Below are 25,444 nucleotides of genomic sequence, written 5' to 3'. Positions count from 1 at the left end.
TGTGATGAAACTGACCCAGATCGCGCAAGCCCTTGTGCTCGGCGCAGCACTCGCCGCCACATCCGCCTGGGCCGCCGACGCGGCCAAGATCCCCACGCAGCAGCTTGACCCGGCGCTGCGTGCCAAGCTGCCAAAAGACATTCTGGACGCGGGTTTCATGACAGCCGCCAACAATGGCTCGTTCCCGCCCTATGACATCGTCAGCGACACGCGCACGCTGACCGGTGCCAGCGCCGACATGGCGCAAGCACTGGGCGAAATCCTGGGCATCACCATCAAGCATGAAACCGTCGGCGGCCTGTCGGGCCTGCTGATCGGCATCAAGTCCGGCCGCTATCAGTTCGGCATGGGCCCGACCGGCGACTTCCCGGACCGTCAGGCTGCCAATGACTTCATCGACTACGTGCAGGAATACGTGGTCTTTGCGGTGCAGCAGGGCAATCCCAAGGGAATCAAGAGCCTGGACGACACCTGCGGCCACCGTATCGCCGTGATGTCGGGTGGTTCGGCTGAAAAAGTGATCAAGCAGCAGGCCATCAACTGCACGGAAAAGGGCAAGCCGGCCATCACCGTTCAGTCTTTCGCTGACCAGCCGACCTCCATTCTGGCCGTGCGCTCGCAGCGTTCGGACGCGTTCTTCTCGTCGCAAGCTCCGCTCACGTACTTCGTCGGCCAGACCAACGGCGCGCTGGAACTGGCAGCAGTGGGTCAGAAAAACGGCTTCCAGGATCTGTATCAAGGTGCCGTGGTGGCAAAAGGCTCGCCGCTTGGCCCGATTCTGCTGGAAGGTCTGCAGAAGCTGTATGCCAACGGCACCTATGAAGCCATCATGTTGAAGTGGGGTCTTAAGGACAACATGCTGAAGACGCCTGGCATCAACCTCGCTGGCAAAGCACCGCAATGAGCGCCAGCGCACACCCGACCCCGGTTGCCGGGGCCCGTCACGATCCGCGTGACGTTGCACATGCCAAACGTCCGCTTGCCATCGGACGTTGGCTGGCATGGATTGCGGTCATCGCGCTCGCCTTTGACGCCACCTGGGTCGTTGCGCACAACAAGAACTTTGAATGGCACGTGGTAGCCGCCTGGTTTACCGAGGCGTCGATCATGAAAGGACTGAGCGTCACGCTTGGTCTGACGGTCATCTCAATGGTGCTGGGGGTTGCCATCGGCCTGGTGCTGGCCGTGATGCGCCTGTCGGACAACATGTTGGCGCGCAAACTGGCGGGCCTGTACATCTGGTTCTTCCGGGGGACGCCGCTGCTGGTGCAGTTGATCTTCTGGTACAACATGTCGACCCTGTTCCCGAAGATCTCGCTGGGCATTCCGTTCGGCCCCAGCTTCGGTACCTGGAACACCAACGACCTGATCACCCCGCTGACGGCAGCCATTGCCGGCCTGGCCTTGAACGAAGCGGCCTACATGGCGGAAATCATTCGTGGCGGCCTGTTGTCGGTGGATTCGCGCCAGACCGAAACCGCGATGGCCTTCGGCATGACACGCAGCCGTGCGCTGCGCCGCATTGTCATTCCGCAAGCCATGCGGGCCATCGTGCCGCCGACGGGCAACCAATTGATCAGCATGATCAAGGCAACCTCGCTGGTCAGTGTGATCGCTATGGGCGACCTGCTGTATTCGGTGCAAGCCGTCTACAACCGCACCTTCGAGATCATTCCACTGCTGATGGTGTCGGTGCTGTGGTACCTACTGATCACGTCTTTGCTGAACGTGGGCCAGTCTGCCATTGAAAAGTATTACGCACGGGGTGAACTCGGCGCATCTGTTCGCCGGGTAGATCCGGCTGCCGCCCCCCAGGAGAAAGCATGATGAGCGCACAGCCGATTACGCCGGTGGTGCAGACGGTAGTGCAGCCAAATCCGCAGGTGCTGGTGCGCGCGCGCGGCGTACACAAGCGCTTCGGCGACAATGAGGTGCTGAAAGGCATCGACATGGATGTCAAGCACGGTGAAGTGGTGGTGATTCTTGGGCCGTCGGGCTCGGGGAAGTCTACTTTCCTGCGCTGCATCAACCACCTGGAAACCATGGACAGTGGTTCCATCGTGGTGGGTGAAGAACAGGTAGGCTACGCCTTGCGCAACGGGCAACTGCACACTTTGTCGCCCGCCAAGCTTGCGCAACAGCGCAGCCACATCGGCATGGTGTTTCAGCAGTTCAACCTGTATCCGCACCTGACGGTGCTGCAGAACATCACGGAAGCCCCGGTTGGCGTGCACAAGCAGAAACGTGCCGACGCGGAGGCCTATGCCATGGAACTGCTGGAACGGGTGGGCCTGCGCGAAAAAGCCCATGCGTATCCGCGTCAGTTGTCGGGCGGGCAGCAGCAACGGGTGTCGATCGCGCGTGCCCTGGCGATCAAACCCAAACTGATGCTGTTTGACGAGCCAACCAGCGCGCTGGACCCGGAATTGGTGGGCGAAGTGTTGTCCACCATGCGCGATCTGGCCGAACAAGGCCTGACCATGATCGTTGTGACCCACGAAATCGGTTTTGCGAAGGAAGCAGCCGACCGCGTGGTGTTCATGGACGGTGGGGTGGTGGTCGAAGCGGGAACCCCGGACGAAGTGCTGGGAAATCCGCAACATGCACGAACCCGGGCCTTCCTGAGCCGCTTCATCTGACATCCTGATCCGATTTGGCACTTGCAGGGACCGCCCGGGGGCAATATAAAGGCAACCCGCAAGAAGGCGAAAAACCTGTGAGTCGAATCAAATTCAAGACGGAAGTCGTCGGTCTCGTGCCGGCCTCCCGGCGCAAGACAGTCCGGCCGTCAGTCCAGATCACGGCCGCCAGCATGGCTGTACGGAAAGCATGACCAGGCTCCCGGTATTTTTCGAGGGCGAACGTCAACGCTTTTTCCGACCGCTGAACAGCACCCGCCGCGAACTCGTGGCGGGTTGCCTGCGCGCGCTGTACCAGCGCCTGCACAGCCCCTCGGCCGACCAGCACCAGAACTTGACCCGCGAAGCCCTGCGGGACTTGCTGCTGCCGGTCGTTCGTCAATACCAGGCAGAACTCGACCCGGCATCGCTGTCAAGCGGGGTAGGGGTCGACGACCTGGATTCCGCTGCACTGGATGACCCACAGCAACTGACCACCGTCGTGGTGCGGGTGCTGCTGGACGACGCCTGGATCGAAACCTTCCCAGATCGCAATGGCCTGATCACGGCATTTCGCTTCACGCGCGCCGGCAAACTGTTTGCCGAAGCGCTGTGGGCGCTGGACCGGCCCAGCCGCAGCCGGCAACGCAACATGCGCGGTTGCCGCAATGCGCTGGAAGCTGCGCTGTCGGACCGGGGTGACGCGCACGACATTGTTGACGCCTTCGAATACGCCGAAAAGGTGCTGGACGACCTGAGTGAAGGTATCGACTACTTCCAGGACCTGGTCCGCAAGCTGATGCAGACTGCTTCGCTGCATACGCAGTGGGACGAATTCGTGGAATTTCTGGACCGTTTCCAGCGCGACTACGCCAAGCAATTGACTGCCGACAACGCCACGCTGAACCGCCAGGCGATTCGCCAGAAGCTGGAAAAGCTGCGGGCGGTGTCCGACGCCAAGCTGTCGCGGGTGGATGCGCAATTGCACGACATTGCCCACTGGGCGGTCGGTGAATTCAACGGCCCCTCGCTGTACGACTGGATGTTGGGCCGCATTGAAGACATTGTCGATGCCGCCTGTGAATCTCGCCAGCCCGGTTTCCTGAAAGCCATGGAAACCTATCTGAAGCGTGTGAACGGCCTGGCCTTGCAGTCGATGATGCTGCGCGCAGGGCAGAATCGGCACGCCTACCTGAGCGCCATCCAACGTGTCGCGGAAAGTTCACGCGAACGCCAAGACCGCTTGCTGACCGCCATTGGCGAACAGATCACCGCCGCCGAAGTGCGTGTGCTGGACCCAGCCAGCTTCCGCCTGCGTACCGCCACCCAGCGCCGTCGCGCCGTGACGGTGTCCATGCAGCCGCGTCCCAGCCGCGAATCCAAGCTGCGCGCGGCCATGATGCGGGCAGAAACCGAGGTGTTCTCGATTCCCAACGAATTGATCGCCGAAACCCTGCGCGAAGACCTGCGCCTGTTCCGCCATCCGCTGAAACTGTCGTCATTGCCCACCGGCACCGCCCGCGAAGTGCTGCGCGCCATGCAGGCCGTGGAAGCTGCGCGCAACAGCGCTGCTGGCGACCTGGTAGCCCGCAGGCTGCCCATTCGCCTAGCCAACACGTTCTACAGCGGCACCGACTACGAAATCGACTTCAAAAAATGAGCATCTCTGCCTTTGTGCGTGACCAGTTGCTGGTCGCCAATATCAAACCCGAACGATTTCGCGAACTGGTTGCGCGCCTGCTGGCCTACGGCATTGTGGTGCGCGACGAGGACAAGACCGAACAGCAGTTCTACGACGATGCCCGTCGTGTGGAAAGCCTGCTGGACGAATACTTCGACGTTGCCGGTTTCCTGCTGCATCACGACACCAACAATCAGTTCTTCCGGTTGTATCCGCCGGGCGCGATTGTCGATGGCCTGGCTGAAGACGTGTACGAGCCGGTGCCATCCTTGCGTGCCCGCGTGTCCACCGACTTCGTGGCAGCCGCGCTTGCCCTGCGTTTCCTGTATCAGAACAAGTTGAACAACGGCGACATCCAACCCCAGGGCGATGCCTTGATCGGCTTCGAGGAATTGGCCGTCACGCTGCAAACCCAGTTGAAGCGGCCGCTGCCGTCCAGCACCACTGACAAGCTGACCTTATTGTCGGAACTGCGCCGCCACCGCCTGCTTGGGTATTCGTCCACCTTCTCGATCACCGACGAAGACGCCTTGCTGTCGATCCGCCCGACCATTCTGGGCGTGGTCAGCAACGAAGCGTTGAGCGCTGCGCTGGACGCCGATGGCGTGATCGAACCGGAAACTGAACTGGACGCGGACCAGGAGGGCACACGATGAAACTCGACCGACTGGTATTGGTGAATTGGGGTCAGTTGCGCCACGGTGATTACGACATTGGCGACATGACCTTACTGACGGGTCCGACCGGCTCCGGCAAGTCGACCATGCTCGACGGCCTGCAAACCTTGATGACTGCTGCCTACGCAGGCATTGTGGCCTACAACCCCGGGCAAGACGAAGTCCAGCAAGGGCAGCGACGCGGCAAGACCAAACGCACGCTGGAATCGTTTGTGGTGGGGGCTGAATACAGCAAGTTTTCGCGGCCCGATGGCGCGCATGGTTACTTGGCAGCGGTGTTTCGCCCCAGCGAAGGCGAAGACACGGCCAAGGCGTTCACTGCGGTGATTGCCATTGCGGCGCGCGTGGAAGGCGTGGGCGACCGTCGCGTGCCCAAGCTTGAACGCATGGAAATGCTGATCGTGGACGAAGTCGCGCTCAGCGTGGACGATTTCCTGAAAGACGCGGAAGCCGGCGAATGGGTCGCCGCCGACGAGATCGTCAAACGCCTGAAACGCAAATATCCCAAGGTCACCAATTACGACGGCCACAAGAAAGACTACCTGTGCGCCTTGTACGGCCGATTCCGTGGCCGCACGTCTGTCACCTGGGATGAAACCCAGCACGCCGCGCGCGCCTGGACCCAGTCGATTGCGTATCGGGCCATCGGTTCAGTGCACGAACTGGTACGTGACGACATCCTGGAATTCGATGGCAAGCAGTTGCAGGAAAGCATTACCCGCATCAGCGACCTGATGCGCCAGGTGACCAATCTGAAGCACGAAGGTCAACGCCTGGATGCCGCTGTCAAGCGCCTGGACAAGCTGAAGCGTGCGATTGGCGAGACGACGCACGCCTACGAACAGCAGGTGGTGCACGACCTGGCGCTGGCCAAGGTGCAAGTGCAAGGCGACGACGAACGTATTGCCGCCGCCCGCCAGAAGATCAAGGACGACACTAGCCTGGCTGAGCAGTACACGGCGCAGGCCAAGGCCGAAACCACCATTCGTGAAGGTGTGGACCGCAGCCGTATCGACCTGAGCGCGCGGCTGCGCGGCATTCCGGCTCACGGTGAAAAATCACGCCTGGAACAGACGCTGGCCCGTGCCACCAGCGGTGCCAAGGCCACGCTGGAGGGCTTGGCAAAGTCCCTGATCGGTGCGGCCCACCTGGATCACGCTGCCAAGCAACTGCTGGGCAAGCCGATTCCCGAACAATTCCCGCGTTTGAAAGCCTCGGTGGAAGCCGTTGCCCAAGCCATTGCCGGCACGTCCTTCGACCGCCTGTCCGACCTGCGTGATGCTGTCAGCGACACGCTTGCCGAAGACACGCCCAACGTCGACAAACTGCTGCGCCTGCCACAAGCCTTTGAAGGGGCCAACACCGGCATTGAAGCCGTGTATCGCGCCCTGGCAGGCCCGGTGGACAGCGTGGCCGCGGCCATTTCGGCAGAAGGTGCCGGGCTGGACGCGAAAATCGTCAGCGCACAAGGTGCAGTGACGGAACTCGCCGAGCGCAAAGCACGCCTGGCAGGCGGCGGTGGCGACTACCCGCCCGACGTGGCCCGCGCCGTGGATCGCATGCGCGAGCGTCTGCCCGACGCTCACGTACAAGTGCTGTGCGACCTGATCGAACCCCTGTCGGAAGAATGGCAGGCGGCGATTGAGTCCTACATTGCCGGCGCGCGCTTCAACCTGATCGTCAAACCCGAATTCGAGGCTGCTGCCATCGAATTCCTGCACGACGCTCGCATTCGTGCCAAGGTCGTTCAGGGCGCAGAGTGCATGGCAAAAGCCGATGCCGCCCGCGTACCGCCCGATTCCATCATCCACGAACTGAAAACCGATCATCCGGTGGCCGAGGCCTACCTGATCGACATGTTCGGCCCGGTGGTGAAGGTGTCTAGCGTGCAGCAGCTGCGCCGCACGGCTCGCGGCCTGATGCTGGACGGCAAAGGCAGCGGCAGCCGCACCATGTTCCACAACGAGAAAAGCAAGCTCGTGCTGGGCCGGGCCGCGCGTGAACGCGCCTTGTCTGCTGCCCAGGAACAACTGGCGGCAGCCGAACAGGAAGTCGACCGCCTGAGCCGCCTGCAAGACGACCTGTCTGCGGTCAAACGCAGCCTGGCCATCTTGCGCGAGCCCGTGTTCGACGCCCAGGCGCTGACCGAGCACGCCAGCGACATCGACCACGCCCGTCGATCGCTGTCACAGCTGGACCTGAGCGAAATCGAAGAACTGCAAGCCAGCCTGGACGCGCTCGAAGCCCAGGTGCGTGCCCACGACGACGCCATTCGCCAGGCAGACTCGGCCGCCACCTTGGCCCGCCAACGCATCGCCGATGCTGAGGTCGCGATTGGCCGCCTGGGCAGCCGCAGGGAAGGGCAGTTGGCCGCCCTGACCCAGCAACTGCAACGCCTGGAGCACCTGTGCCGGGTCAACCCAGAAAAGACCTACACCGTCTTGTCGGACGAATGCGAACGCCTGGCAACCCTTGCCGGCACTGACCTGGCCAGCGTCGAGCGCGACGTCATGCGCTACAAAACCTTGCCCGACAAACACCTGGGCGAAGTGCGCGACCTGCTGTCCGACTACAACAACTACGCCCGCCAGGAAGAACGCTTCCCGGTGGCACTGCCACACTTCTACGACGCCACCGCCTTCGACCCATACTACGAACCGGTCGCCACCCTGGGCCGTGCCGTCACCAAACTGCATGCCGACCTGGACAGCCTGGGGCTTTATCGCAACCGCAACGAACTGGACAACGCCGAACGGTCTTTCCACGACGTGTTCACTAAACAGTTCTGCGTCGAGATCAAGACCAAGGTGGATGACGGCATTCGGTCTTTGCGGCAGCTGAACGGCGAACTGTCCCGCCTGAAATTCGGATCAGACCGCTTCAGCATTGACTGGTCGAAGTGGGAACCGGAATTCGAGGAATACTACGGCTTCTTCAAGGCCGTGGCCGAGATGGCAGATTCGGCGGAAACCGTGGACTTGTTCGACGGTTCGGACCTGACCACCAAGGAAGTCGAAGTCCGCGACCGCCTGGTCAAACTGCTGCTGGACACTGACCAGGACCGCGCATCTCGCGACCTGCTGCGTATTGCCGATTACCGCAATTACCGCAGGTATGAGATCTGGAACGAGTCCGACAGCGGCGGCAAGATCGCGCTGTCCACCTGGGGCACGGGTTCCGGCGGTCAGCTGGAAACGCCGGCTTACCTGGTACGCGCTGCGGTCGTCACCAACCGTCTGAAGTTCTTCGAGAAAGGCCCCAGCCTGAAGCTGCTGGTCAGCGATGAATCCTTCTCGAAAATGGATGAACCGCGTGCCCGTGCGGTGCTGGGTTTCCTGCGGGATGGTCTGGGATTGCAGGTGATGAGCGCGATGCCTACGCGCTCGGCAGGCGGCTTGCGGCCAGAATTCACGCGCGAATACAGCTATTCGCGGGCGAACGTAGACGCCAACGGCGAGCTGGACTTCGTGCTGGATTGCGACGAGCGGGAATTGCGGTCGGACAAGATGCGGGAATTGTGGGCGCAGGAACGGGAAGATGCGCGGCGGCAGGCTAAGTTGTTGTTTGATGCGGCTGAGCCGGAGGACGCATCAGTCGTTGAGCCAACCCCTGAGTCGGCTCAGGTTGCTGCCACGTCATGAGCGACCAGCCTTGGTGGCTTGATACTTCTGAGGTACAAGCGCTGCTGCTGAACCTTGTGGCACATCTTGAAAAAGCGGAGCTACGGGGAAGCGCACGCGCGCAGTCCGTGGCCTTGAACGACAAGACGTGGCCTGCGCTTTATCGTGCAGATCGGGAATCGCGCAAGGAAGAACTTTGGGCGCATTTCCGTGACATGTGCCGGCGGGGATGGCTGTCCGTCACGCCGGCGTCTGCAGCCACCAAGGTTTCTGGCTACGACCTGAAACCCAGAGTCGTGGTGCTTGACGAAAACCAGCTACGAGTTGCTGCAAAGCGCCCGTTTCGAGTGAAGTCGAGCGCTGAGAAATGGAAAGATGCGGTGGAACGTATTCTTGATACGTCCGACGCGGGCAAAGCCGTCGCGGCTGGCTACTGCATTGATATTCCTGAACGCTCAACGGACGACATCGTGCAGCGACTGAACCTGCTGCATGCGATTGCAGCCGAGCAGCTGCTGTTGAGAGAGGTTTCCGCCAAGCTGTTTTGGGGGATGTCCAAAGTTCTGGACAAGCGTCAGGCGTTGGTCGCTGCCGTGCTGGGCGAAGAGGAATGCCCATTTCCAGCGTCACCGGTTCAATTGCAGGTTTATCTACCCAGCAATTACAGCGAGGTGTTGTTCATCGAGAACCAAGTCACTTTTGAACGCGCCCTACGCTCACATTCCCCAAGTTTTTCCCGCTTGGCACTTGTCTACGCATCAGGGTTCAAAGGAAGTGCCAAACGATTGCGCAGCCTGGACACCTGCTCTTTGTTCTATTCGCAGTTCGGCACGAAAGATACCCCGGTATCAGATCGTTTTGAAAATTGGCTTCTGACATCTACTTCCGCCGACGCCGCACCAACGTGGTTCTGGGGCGATCTGGACTACGCGGGCATGCGAATTCTGGCCGCCATGCGCGCAAGCTTCCCCCAAATCCAGTCTTGGAAGGCGGGGTATGCGCCCATGCTTCGTCATCTGGAGGAAGGGCATGGCCATCACCCGGAAGCAGCTGACAAAACCGGGCAGAAGCGAATCCAGCACACGGGTTGCGCATATGCTGACCAAGTATTGCTTCCTGCGATCGACAAAGCGCAAAAATTTGTCGATCAGGAAGCCTTCAACTTGCTGTCTTGAGCAAGAGACCGTTTGAGCGACAGCCAGCGTTTGTGAACGATATCAGCGCGGGTGCCCCATTTGATGGGTGATCAAACAATCCCCAGATCGCCGCCAGGATCAAGCCGCATCAAGCGGCAAGATCACCCCGCCGATCTGTTTCAAGCGGGCAAAGTAGGCGGCTGGGTCCAACAGCTGATACGGGAAATAAAGCCCAGCCGGGCTCGGCGTCTTGCCGTCGAGCCCGGTCAGCCGTTCCAACACCATTGCCACGCCAAGCCCGGTCAAGGGCATTTGTCCTTCGGGATGCACGACTGCGTGACGGGTGCGAAGCGCTTTGCCGGCATAGTCCACGCCCGACAGTTCAATGATGATTTCGGTCGACATCGGCTCACCACGGCGTCGCGTCGAACTCATGCCAAGGGCAAGACTGAAACGAACATTCGGCGCGCCGGTTGCCGTGGCCAGGCCTACGACGTCGTAAACGGAGAACGCCGATGCCGCCATCGTGGTGCCATCCGCCGCCCGAAACTCGGTCTTGGCATCGTCGCCAACACGCCAGACATACGCACCATCCTGGCGGGCCAATGCGGCCGGCAAGGTCTTGGTCTGGCGTTCCAGGTCTGCGTCTGCGGCGGGTCCCCAGGCATCTTCTTCGTCCAGCAGGGCACCGACGGCAATCTCGTCCACGCGACTGAAGGTTTTGGCGAATTCAAGCGTCGGGATCGTGGTTGCGCCCACCAGCCACTCGGTGCCCAAGACCACCGGTGCGACCGTCGGGCTATGTATATAGGCGGCAACTTCCGGCCCCATCTCGATGATGCCCGGCGAGATGCTGATATGCGGCACGCCGCGCGACTGCGCAAAGCGCAAGCTTGCTGTCCGTTCATCCATGAACAGCACGGCTACGGCACTGACTGCGCGCTCGCCCAAACCCAGGTCGCTGGCACGCAAATCGATGACAACGCCTTCGGCACCGCCTACTTCTTTGGCGACTGCTTCAGCCTTCGCCAAATCGCGGCCGCCAATCAACAAGGGCACGTCTGGATGCGCCTGGCGCAGCAAACGCGCGGTCCATTGACCGACAGTACCGGAGCCGCCAACTAACAAAATGGGATTGATCGACATCGTTGAATCTCCTGAACCAAGTAGAAACCTACCAATAGTAGGTAGACTAAACTACCAATGGTAGGTTCCGCAACGGTAGGCGATAAATGAAACACATCAAGGCTGAGGCCCTCACGTCACGTCGGCTGTCGAAGGCAGATCGCCGGCAGCAACTGCTGGATACGGCGCTGCAGATCATTCGGGAAGAGGGGGGCGATCGGCTGACGCTGGGGCACTTGGCGATTCGGGCAGGGGTGTCCAAGCCAGTTGCCTACGAACACTTCGGCACCCGCTCAGCGCTGTTGATTGCGCTCTACAAGGCGTTGGATCTGCGGCAAACGAACGCACTCAAGCAGGCGTTGAGCGCGGGTGAACGGAATCTGGCGGAAACCGCAGATCTGCTTGCCGCCGCCTATATCAATTGCGCTGTCGACACGGGCGGTGAATGGCATGCGATTGGGGCGGCGCTGGCGGGTAGCGAGGAAAAAGGTGCTGTGCTGCAAGAACTACTGGATGGCTACGTGCAGTTGTTTGCCAGCGTGCTGGTTCCATTCAGCGAGTTGTCGCCCGCCGAGCTTGCTCGACGCTGCGTGGGCTTGGTCGGCGCTGGCGAGGCCTTGTCGGCAGCAATGGTGCAGGGGACTTACACCGAGTCGGACGCCGCGAATACTTTTGCAGCGTTGATTCGAGGTGGCGTGAGCGCAGCCCGGTAAGCAAGTGGCTGTGTAGCTGACGTGACTGCATCTGATTCATATTCAATGAACGCCAGCCAGTCTTCCCGGCTCATCACAGGGCAGGGGAACCTGACAGGACGGGCGCTTTCACCATGTCGAGATGCGGAATGCTGTCTTCGCTGTAGATGTCGCTGACGCCTTCAAAGCCCAGCGATTCATAGAATTTCCGCAAATACACTTGGCCGCCGATCTTGATTCCCTGATCAGGGAATGTGGACTCCGTAAAACGAATGGCTTCCAGCATCAGTGCCCGGCCAATTTTCAGGCTTCGGAATTTTTCCACCGTCATGACCCGCCCGATCGACGGCTGCGGGAACTTGAAGCCGGGATCGACCACACGGGAATAAGCCGCCAGTTCACCCCCGGCGTGCACGCAAAGATGCCAAGCATGCGGATCAAGCCCGTCGGTTTCCTGGTACGCACACTTCTGTTCAACCACGAACACCGCTTCCCGGGCTTTGATGATCTCGTACAAGTCCAGGACAGTCAGGGACGCCATGCGCGACCAGGTGAATTGCAGTTCCATTTGAGTCTTTATTGCCAGCAGAGCAGAGGGGAGGCATCAAACAATGCCATCACCCCGGTGAATCAACGATGTTGAACGCATTGTGGGTGCGGGATGACATTCACACTGTACCGATGGCTTCGTGCACTGCCGCAGCCAACGCCACGCCATCATAAGGCTTACGCATCACACGCGTGCCGGACGGCAGCCCGTCGACACCGCTATCGCCAGTCGCCACGATCACGGCGATCCGAGGATGTCGCACGCGTGCTTCGCCTGCCAGCGTGCGGCCGCTCATGCGCGGAAGGTGCAAATCCGTCTCCGGCAACAGTTCCTTGGCGCGGCGTGCAAGATCAGGGCTTCGAAGCGGGCCGGGCATCACCACGTCGGTAAACAGCAAATCTGCCGAGACGCCCCCTTCAACAATGCTTAACGCGCTGGATGCATCCTTGGCCCGCAGCACGCGATAGCCAAGTTCGCCCAGCGTTTCGACCACGGTGGCACGCACGTCTTCATCGTCTTCCGCCACCAGAATGGTTTCAGAACCGCCACAGATCGGCGTGGCGTCGGGCAGGGCGACGATATCTTCCGGCTGCTGGGTGCGCGGCAGGTACAGTTTGACTGTCGTGCCGTGGCCCAGCTCGCTGTACAGCTTCACGTGGCCGCCGGACTGCTTGACGAAACCAAACACCATCGACAAGCCCAAGCCGCTGCCTTTGCCTTCGGATTTGGTCGAGAAGAAGGGTTCGAACACCCGGGCCAAGACCTCTGGCGGCATGCCGGTGCCTGTGTCCGTGACCGCAAGCAGCACGTACTGGCCTGGGATCACTTCGGTGTGGTCTTGCGCGTACACCGCATCAAGGAACGCGTTGCTGACTTCAACAGTGAGTTTGCCGTGGCCAGACATGGCGTCACGGGCGTTGATCACCAAGTTCAGCAGGGCGTTTTCCAGCTGCGTCGGGTCCACCAAGGTATGCCACAGCCCGCCAGACGCAACGGTTTCAATGTCGATGGCCTCGCCAATGGTCCGCCGCAGCATGTCTTCGACGCCGGTCAGGAAGCGGCCGATGTTGACCACGCGCGGTTCCAGCACTTGGCGGCGTCCGAATGCAAGCAAGTGACTGGCAAGCTTGGCCCCCCGACTGACGCCTGCCAGCGCGCTGGCGACGCGGCGTTCGGCGCGCTCGTTGCCGGCCACGTCACGTGACAGCAACTGCAAATTGCCGGCAATGACTTGCAGCAGATTGTTGAAGTCATGCGCCACGCCGCCCGTGAGCTTGCCCACGGTCTCCATCTTCTGTGCCTGCTGCAAGGCAACTTCGGTACGACGCAAGGCGGCCGCAGCTTCCAGGTCAGTCGTCACGTCTCGACCGACGGCGTGGATCATTCCCTGTTCAGGAACCGCCGTCCAGGAAATGGTGCGATACGCGCCATCTTGCGTCTGAAAGCGATTCTCGAAGCGCATCGTCGTCATGCCATCGCTCAACCTGGCAAATTCCGCGCGCGTTGCCTCGTGGTCTTCAGGATTGGTCAACGACAGCGTCGAGCGGCCAACCAGATGCAGTTCGTCCCAACCCAACACCGTATTCCATGCTGGATTGACCGCGACAATCGTGGCGTCCAGCTGGCACACCAGCATCAGGTCGGTAGACAGCCGCCAGATGCGGTCGTAATCGGCGGTGCGCAGCGCCACCTGTTCTTCCAGCGTGGCGTTCAGCCGTGCCAGCGCCCAGGCCCCGGCTTTCTGGTCCTCGATGTCCGTATGCGTGCCGATCCACCGGGCAACGCTGCCATCTTCATGCCGCTGCGGCACGGCGCGCGCCAAATGCCAGCGGTGATGGCCATCACCACGGCAAAGCCGAAACTCGGCGTCGAAATCCTGTTCGGTGGCAAGCGACGTCTGCCAAAGCGCTGCCACCTGTTGACGGTCGTCATCGTGAACACGTTGCAGCCAATCGTCGCCGGGCAGGGCACCTGGCGTCGCGCCGGTATAAGCGTAATAACGCTCGTTGCACCAGCTCATGCGCCCGTCCGGCGATGCCCACCAAACATGGTTCGGCATGGCTTCGGCCAAGGTACGGAACTGTGCCTCGCTGGTGCGCCGCGCGTGTTCGGCGCGCACCTTGCCCGTTGTCTCGATCACGATGGCGATCACGCCAAAAGGCTTGCCCTGTGCATCGATGACCGGCGAATAGTCCAGATTCATCCAGGCCTGACCATCGCGGCCATCACGATGCAGAACCAGTTCCTGATCCTGAAACGACAAGGTGCCGCCAGCCAGACCAACTTTCATCACCGTATCGTTGAAATCTGCGACTTCTGGCCAGCCTTCACGCACCTTGGATCCCAGCAGGCTTGGGTGCCGGCTGCCGGCGAATTCCGAATAGGCGTCGTTGTAGATCATTACGCCGTCCTCGTACCAAAGGCTGACGATCGGCACCGGCGAACGCAGCAGCATGCCAATGCAGTTCTTCAGTTCGACCGGCCACGCTGCAATCGGACCAGCCGCCGTGGTCTCCCAAGGAAATTCCGCAATCAGGCGGGGCAGCTCGCCTTCGACGGCAAGAAAGTGTTCGGCGGACGCGTGTGTTGGCATTGCTAGGATGAGCTGACGGATTTGATCGGCAGCCTGGACTATATAGATGCTCGACCGTCCAGCAAACAATGGTCCCGGGGAGATGGACCGATCTGTGTTGCAAGGGTGTTGAGACGGGTGTGGGACTTGGCAGGCTTTCTTGCCAGCGTCACCATCTGACGGTCTTGGGTCTTGGTCCTGCCAGATGCCGGCTACGACGAGGCGTTGGCGGATTCCGTCGGCAAGTCTTGGAACCACTGCGCGTACGGCGTGTTCTTCGCAAGCTTGCGGTTGTAGTCCGGCGCGCCGTCCGTCCACCAAACTGGGCCGCGCTCGCCGAGTGCAGTCTTGGCTGCATCGACTGCGGCACGTGCAGCGGCGCGTTGATCGAGCGAGGCTTTGTCCGGTGCTTTGTCGGTCGATCCCGTGTTGGAAGATCCCGTGTTGGAAGATCCTTTGCCACGAAGCGCGCGCCTGGCGTCCATCAACTGTTTGACCAACGCATCACGCGTGTCTGGGTCCAAAGCAGGATTCGATGTTCGCCACAAACGACCGCGCACAACGAAGTAGCGGCCATCTGGCGTAGTGGGATAGGGGGCGGAAAGTGGTTTCAAGGGGGGCTATACGTGCTTAACCAATGACATGAGTTGACATAATATACATTATGCGTCACTCAAAACCAGGATAAAGGCTGGGTAGTGGTGCAGTCAGGGGCATTTCTGGTGATTTGCCCCTGACTGCGGGTTGTTTGCGGGTTGAGCCTGCAGATATGCATGGCCCAGCCAACGACAAATCACCTGCGTACAGCAAGCGTAAGCAGGTCCAGAACTTCGTTCAACATCACAGGCTTGGTCAGGTGATGATCGATACCGGCGCTACGGCTCTTGGCGCGGTCATCTTCCGTGCCCCAGCCACTCAACGTTGCCAGATAAACGTCTTTCAACGCCGCGTGCTCCCGCAGTTGCCGCGCCAGATCAAAGCCATTCAACTGCGGCATGCCGATGTCCAGGAACGCCACATCGGGCCGAAATGCCAGCGCAGCAGCCAAGGCTTTAGGCGATTCCAGCACCACGCACGTTGCATGGCCCAGTTCTTCCAACAGCATGGCCAGCGTTTCCGCTGCATCGGCGTTGTCATCGACGATCAGAATACGCGCGACCGGATTGTCGGCCCGGGTCTGCGCCTGATCGACATCCGTCGTCACAGCAAGACAATCGGCGAGCGGCAGACTCAGCGTGAAAACCGAACCTGCCTGCCCTTCCCTGATGGCAACCTCGATTCGGCCGCCATGCATTTCAGTCAGATGCTTGGCAAGTGCCAAGCCCACGCCCAGGCCGCTCTGGGAACGCTCGTCTGCCCGGTTCACCTGCGTGAACAATTCAAAGATTCTGGGCAACATCGCCGGCGGAATGCCGATGCCGTTGTCGATGATGTGCACGACGGCTTCGTTACCGACCACTTCCGCCACCAGTTCGATGTGTCCGCCCTGCGGCGTGTATTTGGCCGCGTTGTTCAGCAAGTTGCTGATGACCTGGGCAATGCGGGTCACGTCCACGTCCAGCCATACGGCGTTGCCCGGCACCGACACCGTGAATCGGTGATTGGCGGCGTTGATCAAGGGCCGGCTGGTTTCCACTGCGCTTTCGATCACCGACGCCAGGCTTGTGCGCGTGGGTTTCAAAGTGACCATCCCCCGGCTGATGCGCGAGACATCAAGCAGATCGTCAATCAGCCGCACCATGTGACCAAGCTGCCGTTCCATCATGCCAAGTACCCTGCCGGCCTGCTCTGGTTTGCCCATCCTGAGCACGGTCAAACCGGTCTGGATGGGAGCCAGCGGATTGCGCAGTTCATGTGCCAGCGTGGCTAGAAACTCGTCTTTGTAGCGGTCGGCTTCCAGCAGCCGCTCGGCTTGCTGGCGCAAAGCCTCGGCCGAGGTTGCGCGTTCGATCAGATCGGCGGCTTGCCGCGCGATGATGTCGAACAGGCGCAGATCACGCTCACGGGGTTGATATGAACGGCTCCAGTGCGTGGTGATCATGCCCACCAGATGCCCGTTGCGCGTCATCAGCGGGGTGGACTGTGCTGCGCGCACGCCTGCCTTGCGGAACATCAGCAAGTCTTCGCTGCCCTGCAAAAAGTCACAGACCTCGAAATCGCTGACAATGACCCGTTCGCCAATCTCAAGGGCCTTGCCACACGTGGTGGCGCGGCCCGAGCAGACCCACTGCCAGAAATTCACGGCCTCGTTGTTCAGTCCGTAGTGCGCAATCAGCCGCAGTTCATTGCGATCCGCGTCATAGCGCTGCATGCTGCCGAAATCCGAGCGCATGACCATGGTCGCGGCTGCCACCAGCTTCTGATACAGCACATCGGCGGAGTCTTCGTCGCTCATCATCGAGCTGATGCTGTGCAAGAGCCGGGCATCTTCCAGCTCGGTTTCCAGCTGGCGCTGGACCTCGTCGCGAGCGCGCAAGGCGTTTTCCAGTTCAAACTTCTGGGCTTCGACGATGGCCAGTGCTTCACGCAGCTCGGCAGTGCGGTCGACTGCACGCTCGTCGGGTAGCAGGCCGGCTTCGTTGATCCGAAGCGCCGCGGGCATGCTGAGCACGGTATTTTCAAACATCTTCTGTCTCCCGCGCCCGTTGGTCGCCTGGTGCATTCATGACGCCTCTACTCGATGGTGCCAAGATTGAGACCGATCGCGCGAGTGATTGTCGGCACGCTCATGTACCGTGACAGTGATACGTGCCAAGCGAACATTATCCAACATCTGGTGCGGTCAACAGTTCAGGCAGTCATTGGATCAGTGTCACCAAGCTGCTGATTCGTGCATTCGCGCGACGCGAGATTGCGGCGGCCACACAGAATTCGGGCCGCCGCAACCATGTCAATGTCAGCCGCCTGCGCTCACGGCCCAGACCGCATTGCCCACGTCATCCGCGATCAGCAACGAGCCGTCCGCAGATTGCGTCAACCCAACTGGCGCGCCATAAAGCTCCTTCTGGTTGTCCGAGTAAAACCCGGTCACCACCGATTGCTTCGGGCCTGACGGCACGCCATTGGCGAACGGCACATACGTGACTTCATACCCGCTCAGCGGCGATCTGTCCCAACTTCCGTGTTCGCTGACGAACGCACCGCCCTGATACTGCGCGGGCAACCCCTTGCCGGTATAGAACATCACGCCCAACGGTGCGACGTGCGAAGCCAGCGCGTAATCCGGCTTGATGGCCTTCTTCACCAAATCCGGTCGTTGCGGCATAACGCGGCTGTCTACGTGCTGGCCGTAGTAGCTATACGGCCATCCGTAAAAGCCCCCTTCTTTCACCGACGTCAAATAGTCCGGCACCAGGTCCGCACCGATTTCGTCGCGCTCGTTCACTATCGCCCAGAGCTTGCCGGTCTGGGGCTCCCAGCCCAACCCGGTCGGGTTGCGCAGGCCCGATGCAAACACGCGACTGGCACCCGACTGGGTATCGACTTCCAGCACCGCTGCGCGCCGGTATTCGACGGCCAGGCCGTTCTCGGTGATGTTGCTGTTGGACCCTACTCCCACGTACAGCTTTTTGCCGTCCGGCGTCGCCAGCAAGGCTTTGGTCCAGTGGTGATTGACGGTGCTGGGCAGGTCAGTCAGTTCCGTACCCGGGTCGCTAAGCTTGGTTTCGCCCGCCACGTAGCGGTACTTCATGATGTTGTCGGTGTTGGCCACGTACAGCGTGTCGCCGATCAACTGCACGCCGAAGGGCGAATGCAGGTTTTCCAGGAATACGTGTTTTTCCCATTCACCGGCATTACCAGCCGCACCCGCCGGCTTGCGCAGCAGGGTGATGCGGTTACCGCCCTTCCCCCCTTTGCCCGACTGGTTCTTCACATATCCAGCAATCAGCTGCTTGGGCGTGGTGACGGCTTCGGTACCCGGGCCATTGGATTCGACCACCAGAATGTCGCCATTCGGCAGTGTGTACAGCTGCCGGGGATGCATCAGACCAGAGGCGATTTGCTCGATTTTCAGCCCAGCCGCGACCTTGGGGGTTTTGCCTGCGGCCCAGCCTACGCCGTCTGGTACCTGCATGGGCGGCACCAGGAAGTTCTTTGCGGCTGGCAAAGTAGGATCGCCGCCAAGCTGTTTGGCTGGATCGACCTGCGCCTTTTCGCTGCATGCGCTCAGGCCTAACATCACGCTGACAGACAGTGCGCTTAGCCAAATTGCTTTGTGTTTGGTTGGCTTCAGCTTATGCATGGCGAACCTCTTGAACGTCGAATTCGTGCGAAGCCAGAACGACATTTCCCACGCAAAGCAAGATGACGGTAACGACAGACAGCCACATGCCCTCGGGCATCACGGCATAGGCATCGCGGCTATGCACGAACGCGTTGAAGATGGCAGCCACGATTGCCAGCAGGTTCACGAAGAAGTCCAAACGCTGCGCGCCCGCCACGTGATTCCGCCCCGGGAACCACACCTGTACCAGGTTGATCAGCCTGGGAATGATGGCCAATACCAGCCCGGCTGCGATCAGCCAAGCCGCGCCTTTCATCCACATCAACTCACCGGTGCGGTAGTAAACGATGTCGGAAATCAGGGCGGCCACGAAGAAGCCGAATGGCATGGGGTTGAGCAGTTTGAACAGCACGGTGGCCGGTCGTGAACGGCGGTGAACTGCATGTGGCTGAACTGTATGCGGCTTAACTACATGCGGCGTTGTCCTTGCCGCTGGGCCGTTATTCAAGCTTGTGTTGGGTGTCATGGGTAAATCCCTGCCTGCATTGATATGCAAACATGGTGAAACGCCCTGCCTGTCTACCCGCTGACACCCATACCCGAATCAGTAGTCTGGTAACGATTGACGCAACTTGGCATTCTGCCTGTTGAATTGCATCATTTGACTTGCTTGTTTGCGTAGACCGATTGCCAGTCAGCTATCCAGCCACCAATTCAGCAGCGTTTCATCGTCTATGTCATCGATATTCTTGTAGATATTTGCGTAATACCACTGCACGCCGGTTTGCTCACGAAACGCATCGAAGAAATCTGCAATCTTGTCCATGCCATTTCGCGCAGGAACAGCAAACGACAGATTCCCTTTATAGACGCCATCCAGCGTGCCGTTCAGCTCGCTGGCAACGCCTGCCTCAAGCATCTGCAGCCGCTCTGGTGCGATGTGCTCACCGTAGATGTGGATGCAGAAATTCCCGCCGCGCTTCAGCACCTCGGCGTGTGTCTGCGGATTTTCCAGCGATACGATGTCGCCGCGTGCCAGGTTCAAGGCCAAGCCCGGAGATGAAAGCAGTTCATATGTGTGCGCATCAATTTTCTTAGCTGGCAGTTCTTCATATACCGCGCCTTTCGCATTCTTTCCGGCATATACACGAATAAGCTCAGCTGTCCGATCATCGGCCATAAGGTGCTCCACAGCGTCCATGTTCATCATGGCCGTTTTTTTAACATGGCCGTTGTTCCTGGCGTTCAGACCAGGCAATGCACTTTCAGCGAACGTGCGGACAAAAAAACGCCTGCTCTCCGAAGCCGAAGAAACAGGCGCTGTCCATTCAACAAGGCACGCAGGCATCTACCTGCGCACCCAGTTCCTGCTTAATTTCCTGCGCTGACTCGCCAAATTACATTGCCCACGTCATCGGCAAACAGCAAGGCTCCGTCTGCCGCCTGGGTCACCCCCACCGGCGCACCGTACAGTTCCTTTTCGTCTTCCGAATAGAAGCCAGTGACCACCGGTTCAGCCTTGCCCGCAGGTTTGCCGTCCTTGAACGGCACATAGGTCACGCGGTAGCCGCTCAGTGGCGAACGATTCCAGCTGCCATGCTCACCGATGAACAAACCACCTTGATACTTCGCCGGCAAGTTGGACCCGGTGTAGAACCACATGCCCAAGGGCGCAACGTGGGAACCCAGCGCGTAATCCGGCGTGATGGCCTTCTTCACCAAGTCCGGGCGCTGCGGCTTCACGCGGGTGTCCAAATGCTGGCCGAAGTAGCTGTACGGCCAGCCGTAGAAACCGCCCTCTTGCACCGAGGTCATGTAATCCGGTACCAGGTCGGCCCCGATTTCATCACGCTCGTTGATGATGGCCCACAGCTTGCCGCTGGTGGGTTCCCAGCCGAGGCCGGTGGGATTGCGTAGGCCTGACGCAAAGATGCGGCTTGCGCCGGTAGCGGTGTCGACCTCCAGCACGGTCGCACGGCGGTATTCCACGGCCAGGCCGTTTTCGCCGACGTTGCTGTTTGACCCGACCCCGACATACATCTTCCTGCCGTCGGGTGAGGCCAGCAGCGCCTTGGTCCAGTGATGGTTCAGCGTGTCGGGCAGGTCTGCGAATTCGGTGCCGGCATCGTTGATGCGCGTCGCCCCGGCCACATAGGGGTACTTCATGATCTTGTCGGTGTTTGCCACATACAGCGAATCGCCAATCAACTGCACACCAAACGGCGAGTTCAGGTTCTCCAGGAACACGTGCTGTTCCCACTCAACCGAGCCGGGTTTCGGGCGCAGCAGGGTGATGCGGTTACCGCCCTTCCCTCCTTTGCCTGAATTGCCTTTGACGATGCTGGCAATCAGCTGCTTGGGGGTGGTCACGGGCGTCGTGCCGGGGCTGTTGGCTTCCACCACCAGCACGTCGCCGTTGGGCAAGGTCAGCAATTGACGCGGATGCAGCAGATTTCCCGCGATCTTTTCGATTTTCAGACCCTCGGCTACACGCGGCATGCGGCCGTTTTCCCAGCCCACGCCCTTGGGTACCTGCATGGGCGGAATCAGAAAGTTCTTCGCTTCCGGCAGCGGCGGCTGCGCACCCGTCTGCTGGGCAGGATCAAGCGCAGCTTTTTCGCTGCACGCCGACAAGGCCAGGACCAGCGACACCGACAGCGCGCTCAGCATCAAGGGCCTGCGATGGAACTTATGCGAAGACTTCCGCTCGGACAATTGCAAGAACTTAGTCATGGCCGCGCTCCTCAAGATCGAATTCGTATGAGGTTCGAACCACGCTCCCCACGCACAACAGCACTACCGTGGCAATCGACAGCCACATGCCGGCAGGCATTACGCCGTACGCATCGCGGCTGTGCACGAACGCGTTGAAGATGGCCGCGACGATGGCCAGGAAATTAAGGAAAAAGTCGATTTTCAGTGCTGCCGAATCCGGCTTTCTGGCAGGAAACCAGACCAGTGCCAGGTTCACCAGACGAGGAATGATTGCAAAGATCAGCCCGATGGCGATCAGCCATGCGGCCGCTTTCATCCACAGCAATTCGCCGGTCTTGGCGTAGACCACATCAAAAATCAATGCACCGACGAACATGCCGAAAGGAATGGGATCGAATAATTTATATACGGCAACGGCGAGCCGAGAACGGCGTCGTTCAATAGGGATGGGCATTTCAGACTTCCTGCGGACAGCGGTGCAATGGACGAGGTTGCGCAAAAGGCGTGTGGCCATGTGCGTGCAACCCCTCGTTCGTGCCATGCTCGGGCGACTCTGTCAGACTGCGGCGTCGCCGTGATACAAGCATGTCGCGCCGGCAATGTGTCGGCGCCTGGATAGAAGCGCACGAAACGTTCCTTCGTCCTTACACAACAAGACAAGACCGGCCCTAGGTGGCCCGCAACTGGACCGATCTGATCACAATGAAGTCTTTAGCTTTTGCACTTCTGCTGCTTGCCGCTGCGCCCATGTCCGGCCCGGCCTATGCAGATGTTCGTCCGCTGTCCGTGGCCAATGGCAAAGTCCTGGCGGGCAATGCGCCTGCCAATCTGGCGGGTGTCAGCCTGTTCTGGAGCAACACAGGTTGGGGCGGCGAGAAGTTCTACACGCGCGAAATCGTCAAACATTTGAAGGACGAGTGGCGTGCGTCCGTCATCCGGATTCCGGTGGGCGTGGAGCAAGCCGGTGGTTATCTGGACGATCCGGTAGGAAACCTGGCGCGTACCGAGGCGGTCATTCAGGCGGCCATCGAGCAGGACATGTACGTGATTGTCGACTGGCACTCGCACGAGGCCGAGCTGCACGAGGTCGAGGCGGCAGACTTCTTTCGCCAGATCGCCAGCAAGTACGGGCAATACCGGCATGTGATCTACGAGATCTACAACGAGCCCTTGCAGGTGTCCTGGGACAACACGATCAAGCCCTATGCGGAACGCATGATTCAGGTGATTCGGGCGGAAGACAAAGACAACCTGATCGTGGTGGGCACACCCGGCTGGTCGCAGGATGTGGACGTGGCGTCACGCGCGCCCATCAACGCGAACAATGTTGCCTATGCCCTGCACTTCTACGCCGATACGCACGGCGAGCAGCAACGCGACAAGGCGAAAGTGGCGCTGCAGAACAAGCTGCCCTTGTTCGTGACGGAATGGGGTTCGGTGAATGCGCATGGAGATGGGCAGGTCAATCGCGAGCAGACCGAGGCGTGGATGCGCTTTTTGCGAAGCAACGACATCAGCCATGTCAGCTGGGCAATCAACGACAAGGCCGAGGGAGCCTCGGCTTATCTGCCTAATTCCATGACGCTTACGCCTTCAGGAAGCTTGGCGAAGTCGATTGTGGAATCGTGGGATAAGAAGAGCCGGGATTGATGGCGGTATGTCGTCGGTTGTTTGCTGACCGACGATGTGGTCAATCGCGGCCTGGGATCGGGCATCCATTACCCACTATCAGCCGCCCCTTGAGCGGTCGAACCCAAGCAGCTGAAACCAGACAGCAAAGCCGCCCGCACCGCCGTCCAGGCCGGCTGCGGGCGTCAGCATCCGCCTGCCTAAATCTTGAAGCTGTCCACCAAATGCTTCAAGCGCGCAGCCTGTTCCGACAAGGCCGCACAGTCCTTCAAGGTGTCATTCAAGTTCGCCACGCCCTGCTGATTCAGCAGGTTGATCTGGTTGATTTCGACGTTCAAGGTATCAACCGCCGCGCTTTGCTGTTCCGTTGCAGCGGCCACCGACTGGTTCATACCGTCGATATCGCCAATACGCTGCGTCACGCTGACCAAGTGGCTGCCCGCCTGGTTGGCCACTTCCACACTGGCTTCGCTGCTGGCCTGGCTTTCGTTCATGTTGGTCACGGCCGCGTGTGAACGCGACTGAAGTGCGCCGATCATGCCGTGGATCTCATCTGTGGACTGCTGCGTGCGATGTGCCAGGCTGCGCACTTCGTCGGCAACCACTGCAAAGCCCCGCCCTGCTTCGCCGGCACGCGCTGCTTCAATCGCGGCGTTCAGTGCCAGCAGGTTGGTCTGCTGCGAAATGCCTTTGATGACTTCCAGAATGTGGCCGATGTTGCCGGTGCTCACATCCAGTTGTTCGATCTGCGTGCGTGCATTGCTGATCTTGCCCGACAGGGTGCCCATGGCAGCAATCGTTTGCTCGACCACGGCGCGGCTTTCGTCGGCCTGCCCGCGTGCTTCGCTGGCTTGCTGGGACGCATCCGACGCATTGCGCGCGATTTCCTGGGTGGTTGCACCCAGTTCGTTGATGGCCGCAGCAACGCTGGTGGTCCGCGAGCTTTGCTCATCGAAGCCGGTAATCGACGCATTGGACGAATCGACCACCCGGCGCGACAGGTCGTGCACTTGCAGCGTGGCAGACGACACTTCGCGAATCGATACGTGCACGCGCTCGACAAAGCGGTTGAAGGACTCGCCCAGTTCACCGAACTCGTCCTTGCTGTGCACCGTCAGGCGGCGGGTCAGATCGCCCTCCCCCTGTGCAATATCACGCATGGCGCGGCCCATGGTCGTCAGCGGGCGCATCAGCGCGTTGATCAGCACGCTCAGCAGCAAGGCAATCACGACAACGGCAATCAAGGTCGCCAGCAGCGCCGAACTGCGGAATTGCTGAAGCGGCGCGTAGGCTTTTTGCTTGTCGATGGACACGCCCACCAGCCATTTAGCCGAGGGCAGACCGGCAACCGGCAAGAACGACAACAGGCGTTGCTGGCCGTCCAGGGTCACTTCATGCAAGGCTTTGCCAAGCTTGATGTCTTGCCCCGGGTAGACCTCTTTCAGGTTCTTCATCTGGTGGCGCTTGTCCGGGCTGACAATGATCAGGCCGTCTTCACTCACCAGGAACGCGTGGCCGATGCCGCCGAAGTCCACGCCATCAACGATTTTCACCAAAGTATCCAAGCTCAGATCACCACCGGCCACGGCCGTGATCTTGCCTTGCGACTTGATGGGGCTGGCCACGGTGACAACCAAGCCGCCTACCGATGACAGATAAGGGGCGCTCAGAATGGTCTGGCCGGCTTCAACGGTGGCGGTGTACCACGGGCGTTTGCGTGGGTCGTAACCCGCCGGCATGGGGTCGTCCGGGCGTTGGGTGAACTTGCCATTCTGGTCGCCAATATAGGTGTATTGGAACGTCGAGGTAAACGACGGTTGGGCGACCAGGTCGGCCGGGTCAGCGTCGCTGCCTCGTTGCGCAACGTTTTCGGCCAGATTCGACAGCAACAGAATTCTTCCGCTCAGCCAGCTTTGAATACTGGTGGCAGCCAGCGCGCCGGATTGGGCGACCGAGGATTCAATATCCTGGGTGATCGATTTACGCTGGAGATAATCGTTGTAAACCGCAAACGATGCGAAAGCCGCAACGACCACGACTGCAGCGGCCAGCAGGATCTTGTGGCGAAATTTCAAGGACATGGCCTAACACTCTTGGGTGACGGATTATGCAGGTAGCAGCAGGGGTTTCTCAGGTTCAAGACCTGCGAAAACGACGCGATTCTGGCACAGTTACCATCAAGTTTTCTGACACCGTGTTCACCC

The 25,444-nt window shown here is 60.1% G+C and carries 21 protein-coding genes; 10 read left to right on the top strand and 11 right to left on the bottom strand.

Annotated features, from left to right (window positions below; genetic code table 11):
* Positions 1 to 4: 4 nt before the first annotated feature.
* The 7 genes from FXN63_RS13465 to FXN63_RS13435 all read left to right on the top strand — a co-directional run bounded on the left by FXN63_RS13465 (position 5) and on the right by FXN63_RS13435 (position 9,771).
* On the top strand, positions 5 to 904 hold the full coding sequence (locus FXN63_RS13465) for an ABC transporter substrate-binding protein (RefSeq protein ID WP_148815612.1): 900 nt from the start codon (positions 5 to 7) through the stop codon (positions 902 to 904).
* The gene (locus FXN63_RS13460; RefSeq protein ID WP_148815610.1) at positions 901 to 1,827 is read left to right on the top strand and encodes an amino acid ABC transporter permease; all 927 of its coding nucleotides are present in this window, start codon (positions 901 to 903) and stop codon (positions 1,825 to 1,827) included. The genes FXN63_RS13465 and FXN63_RS13460 overlap by 4 nt, the downstream gene beginning before the upstream one ends.
* The gene (locus FXN63_RS13455; RefSeq protein ID WP_281290877.1) at positions 1,827 to 2,639 is read left to right on the top strand and encodes an amino acid ABC transporter ATP-binding protein; all 813 of its coding nucleotides are present in this window, start codon (positions 1,827 to 1,829) and stop codon (positions 2,637 to 2,639) included. The genes FXN63_RS13460 and FXN63_RS13455 overlap by 1 nt, the downstream gene beginning before the upstream one ends.
* Before the next feature lie 190 nt (positions 2,640 to 2,829).
* Entirely contained in the window at positions 2,830 to 4,278 is a 1,449-nt protein-coding gene (locus FXN63_RS13450; protein WP_148815606.1) for a Wadjet anti-phage system protein JetA family protein, read from the top strand.
* Entirely contained in the window at positions 4,275 to 4,955 is a 681-nt protein-coding gene (locus FXN63_RS13445; RefSeq protein WP_148815604.1) for a DUF4194 domain-containing protein, read from the top strand. Before FXN63_RS13450 ends, FXN63_RS13445 begins: the two co-directional genes overlap by 4 nt.
* Positions 4,952 to 8,617 carry an SbcC/MukB-like Walker B domain-containing protein gene (locus tag FXN63_RS13440; protein ID WP_148815602.1) on the top strand — a complete coding sequence of 1,222 codons (3,666 nt, stop codon included), beginning with the start codon at positions 4,952 to 4,954 and terminating at the stop codon, positions 8,615 to 8,617. Before FXN63_RS13445 ends, FXN63_RS13440 begins: the two co-directional genes overlap by 4 nt.
* Complete coding sequence (locus FXN63_RS13435; protein ID WP_148815600.1) at positions 8,614 to 9,771, top strand: Wadjet anti-phage system protein JetD domain-containing protein; 1,158 nt, start codon at positions 8,614 to 8,616, stop codon at positions 9,769 to 9,771. Before FXN63_RS13440 ends, FXN63_RS13435 begins: the two co-directional genes overlap by 4 nt.
* A 99-nt stretch (positions 9,772 to 9,870) precedes the next feature.
* On the opposite strand, the gene FXN63_RS13430 is transcribed toward FXN63_RS13435, so the two are convergent.
* Positions 9,871 to 10,878, bottom strand: coding sequence for an SDR family oxidoreductase (locus FXN63_RS13430; protein ID WP_148815598.1), 1,008 nt, complete (start codon positions 10,876 to 10,878; stop codon positions 9,871 to 9,873).
* Between the two features lie 86 nt (positions 10,879 to 10,964).
* Here FXN63_RS13430 and FXN63_RS13425 point away from each other — a divergent pair, with 86 nt between their 5' ends.
* On the top strand, positions 10,965 to 11,570 hold the full coding sequence (locus tag FXN63_RS13425; RefSeq protein WP_187394890.1) for a TetR/AcrR family transcriptional regulator: 606 nt from the start codon (positions 10,965 to 10,967) through the stop codon (positions 11,568 to 11,570).
* Positions 11,571 to 11,643: 73 nt separating this feature from the next.
* Here the strand turns inward: FXN63_RS13425 and FXN63_RS13420 are convergent, their stop codons facing one another.
* The 7 genes from FXN63_RS13420 to FXN63_RS13390 form a co-directional block, all read right to left on the bottom strand.
* Positions 11,644 to 12,066 (bottom strand): GNAT family N-acetyltransferase, encoded by a 423-nt coding sequence (locus FXN63_RS13420; protein ID WP_246164812.1) that lies wholly within the window; start codon positions 12,064 to 12,066, stop codon positions 11,644 to 11,646.
* Positions 12,067 to 12,217: 151 nt separating this feature from the next.
* Positions 12,218 to 14,692 carry a hybrid sensor histidine kinase/response regulator gene (locus FXN63_RS13415; protein ID WP_148815594.1) on the bottom strand — a complete coding sequence of 825 codons (2,475 nt, stop codon included), beginning with the start codon at positions 14,690 to 14,692 and terminating at the stop codon, positions 12,218 to 12,220.
* A gap of 191 nt (positions 14,693 to 14,883) precedes the next feature.
* Positions 14,884 to 15,285, bottom strand: a complete 402-nt coding sequence (locus FXN63_RS13410) for a hypothetical protein (protein WP_148815592.1) — start codon at positions 15,283 to 15,285, stop codon at positions 14,884 to 14,886.
* A 179-nt stretch (positions 15,286 to 15,464) separates the two neighbouring features.
* Complete coding sequence (locus FXN63_RS13405; RefSeq protein WP_187395194.1) at positions 15,465 to 17,297, bottom strand: hybrid sensor histidine kinase/response regulator; 1,833 nt, start codon at positions 17,295 to 17,297, stop codon at positions 15,465 to 15,467.
* A 270-nt stretch (positions 17,298 to 17,567) separates the two neighbouring features.
* Positions 17,568 to 18,851, bottom strand: a complete 1,284-nt coding sequence (locus tag FXN63_RS13400; RefSeq protein ID WP_148815587.1) for a PQQ-dependent sugar dehydrogenase — start codon at positions 18,849 to 18,851, stop codon at positions 17,568 to 17,570.
* Positions 18,852 to 18,906: 55 nt separating this feature from the next.
* Positions 18,907 to 19,308 (bottom strand): DUF2231 domain-containing protein, encoded by a 402-nt coding sequence (locus FXN63_RS13395; protein ID WP_148815585.1) that lies wholly within the window; start codon positions 19,306 to 19,308, stop codon positions 18,907 to 18,909.
* Positions 19,309 to 19,590: 282 nt separating this feature from the next.
* Positions 19,591 to 20,106 carry a DUF4265 domain-containing protein gene (locus FXN63_RS13390; protein ID WP_246165138.1) on the bottom strand — a complete coding sequence of 172 codons (516 nt, stop codon included), beginning with the start codon at positions 20,104 to 20,106 and terminating at the stop codon, positions 19,591 to 19,593.
* On the opposite strand from FXN63_RS13390, the gene FXN63_RS13385 reads away from it, so the two are divergent.
* Entirely contained in the window at positions 20,096 to 20,284 is a 189-nt protein-coding gene (locus FXN63_RS13385; protein WP_148815583.1) for a hypothetical protein, read from the top strand. The genes FXN63_RS13390 and FXN63_RS13385 overlap by 11 nt on opposite strands.
* Here FXN63_RS13385 and FXN63_RS13380 read toward each other — a convergent pair.
* A complete protein-coding gene (locus FXN63_RS13380; RefSeq protein ID WP_148819304.1) occupies positions 20,268 to 21,566 on the bottom strand; it encodes a PQQ-dependent sugar dehydrogenase in 1,299 nt (432 codons plus the stop codon). The two genes, FXN63_RS13385 and FXN63_RS13380, sit on opposite strands and share 17 nt — an antisense overlap.
* Before the next feature lie 55 nt (positions 21,567 to 21,621).
* Positions 21,622 to 22,110: a DUF2231 domain-containing protein gene (locus tag FXN63_RS13375; protein ID WP_246165137.1), complete on the bottom strand. Its 489-nt coding sequence runs from the start codon at positions 22,108 to 22,110 to the stop codon at positions 21,622 to 21,624.
* A gap of 203 nt (positions 22,111 to 22,313) precedes the next feature.
* Between FXN63_RS13375 and FXN63_RS13370 the strand changes: the two genes are divergently transcribed.
* Positions 22,314 to 23,261, top strand: coding sequence for a glycoside hydrolase family 5 protein (locus tag FXN63_RS13370; protein WP_148815581.1), 948 nt, complete (start codon positions 22,314 to 22,316; stop codon positions 23,259 to 23,261).
* A gap of 179 nt (positions 23,262 to 23,440) precedes the next feature.
* On the opposite strand, the gene FXN63_RS13365 is transcribed toward FXN63_RS13370, so the two are convergent.
* Entirely contained in the window at positions 23,441 to 25,321 is a 1,881-nt protein-coding gene (locus FXN63_RS13365) for a methyl-accepting chemotaxis protein (protein ID WP_148815579.1), read from the bottom strand.
* Positions 25,322 to 25,444 lie beyond the last annotated feature (123 nt).

It is taken from the genome of Pigmentiphaga aceris (genome assembly GCF_008119665.1).
Taxonomy (GTDB): Bacteria; Pseudomonadota; Gammaproteobacteria; order Burkholderiales; family Burkholderiaceae_B; genus Pigmentiphaga; species Pigmentiphaga aceris.
The sequence above is the reverse complement of the archived record's forward strand: the minus strand, read 5'-3'. Positions and strand labels throughout refer to the sequence as shown.

Excerpts from the sequence above, each read along its gene's own strand:
- FXN63_RS13400 (WP_148815587.1), bottom strand. The coding sequence starts at position 18,851 with ATGTTAGGCCTGAGCGCATGCAGCGAAAAGGCGCAGGTCGATCCAGCC.
- FXN63_RS13435 (WP_148815600.1), top strand. The coding sequence starts at position 8,614 with ATGAGCGACCAGCCTTGGTGGCTTGATACTTCTGAGGTACAAGCGCTG.
- FXN63_RS13415 (WP_148815594.1), bottom strand. The coding sequence starts at position 14,692 with ATGCCAACACACGCGTCCGCCGAACACTTTCTTGCCGTCGAAGGCGAG.
- FXN63_RS13440 (WP_148815602.1), top strand. The coding sequence starts at position 4,952 with ATGAAACTCGACCGACTGGTATTGGTGAATTGGGGTCAGTTGCGCCAC.
- FXN63_RS13425 (WP_187394890.1), top strand. The coding sequence starts at position 10,965 with ATGAAACACATCAAGGCTGAGGCCCTCACGTCACGTCGGCTGTCGAAG.
- FXN63_RS13465 (WP_148815612.1), top strand. The coding sequence starts at position 5 with ATGAAACTGACCCAGATCGCGCAAGCCCTTGTGCTCGGCGCAGCACTC.
- FXN63_RS13385 (WP_148815583.1), top strand. The coding sequence starts at position 20,096 with ATGTTCATCATGGCCGTTTTTTTAACATGGCCGTTGTTCCTGGCGTTC.
- FXN63_RS13365 (WP_148815579.1), bottom strand. The coding sequence starts at position 25,321 with ATGTCCTTGAAATTTCGCCACAAGATCCTGCTGGCCGCTGCAGTCGTG.
- FXN63_RS13405 (WP_187395194.1), bottom strand. The coding sequence starts at position 17,297 with ATGTTTGAAAATACCGTGCTCAGCATGCCCGCGGCGCTTCGGATCAAC.
- FXN63_RS13390 (WP_246165138.1), bottom strand. The coding sequence starts at position 20,106 with ATGATGAACATGGACGCTGTGGAGCACCTTATGGCCGATGATCGGACA.
- FXN63_RS13380 (WP_148819304.1), bottom strand. The coding sequence starts at position 21,566 with ATGCTGAGCGCGCTGTCGGTGTCGCTGGTCCTGGCCTTGTCGGCGTGC.
- FXN63_RS13450 (WP_148815606.1), top strand. The coding sequence starts at position 2,830 with ATGACCAGGCTCCCGGTATTTTTCGAGGGCGAACGTCAACGCTTTTTC.
- FXN63_RS13370 (WP_148815581.1), top strand. The coding sequence starts at position 22,314 with ATGAAGTCTTTAGCTTTTGCACTTCTGCTGCTTGCCGCTGCGCCCATG.
- FXN63_RS13430 (WP_148815598.1), bottom strand. The coding sequence starts at position 10,878 with ATGTCGATCAATCCCATTTTGTTAGTTGGCGGCTCCGGTACTGTCGGT.
- FXN63_RS13445 (WP_148815604.1), top strand. The coding sequence starts at position 4,275 with ATGAGCATCTCTGCCTTTGTGCGTGACCAGTTGCTGGTCGCCAATATC.
- FXN63_RS13455 (WP_281290877.1), top strand. The coding sequence starts at position 1,827 with ATGAGCGCACAGCCGATTACGCCGGTGGTGCAGACGGTAGTGCAGCCA.
- FXN63_RS13460 (WP_148815610.1), top strand. The coding sequence starts at position 901 with ATGAGCGCCAGCGCACACCCGACCCCGGTTGCCGGGGCCCGTCACGAT.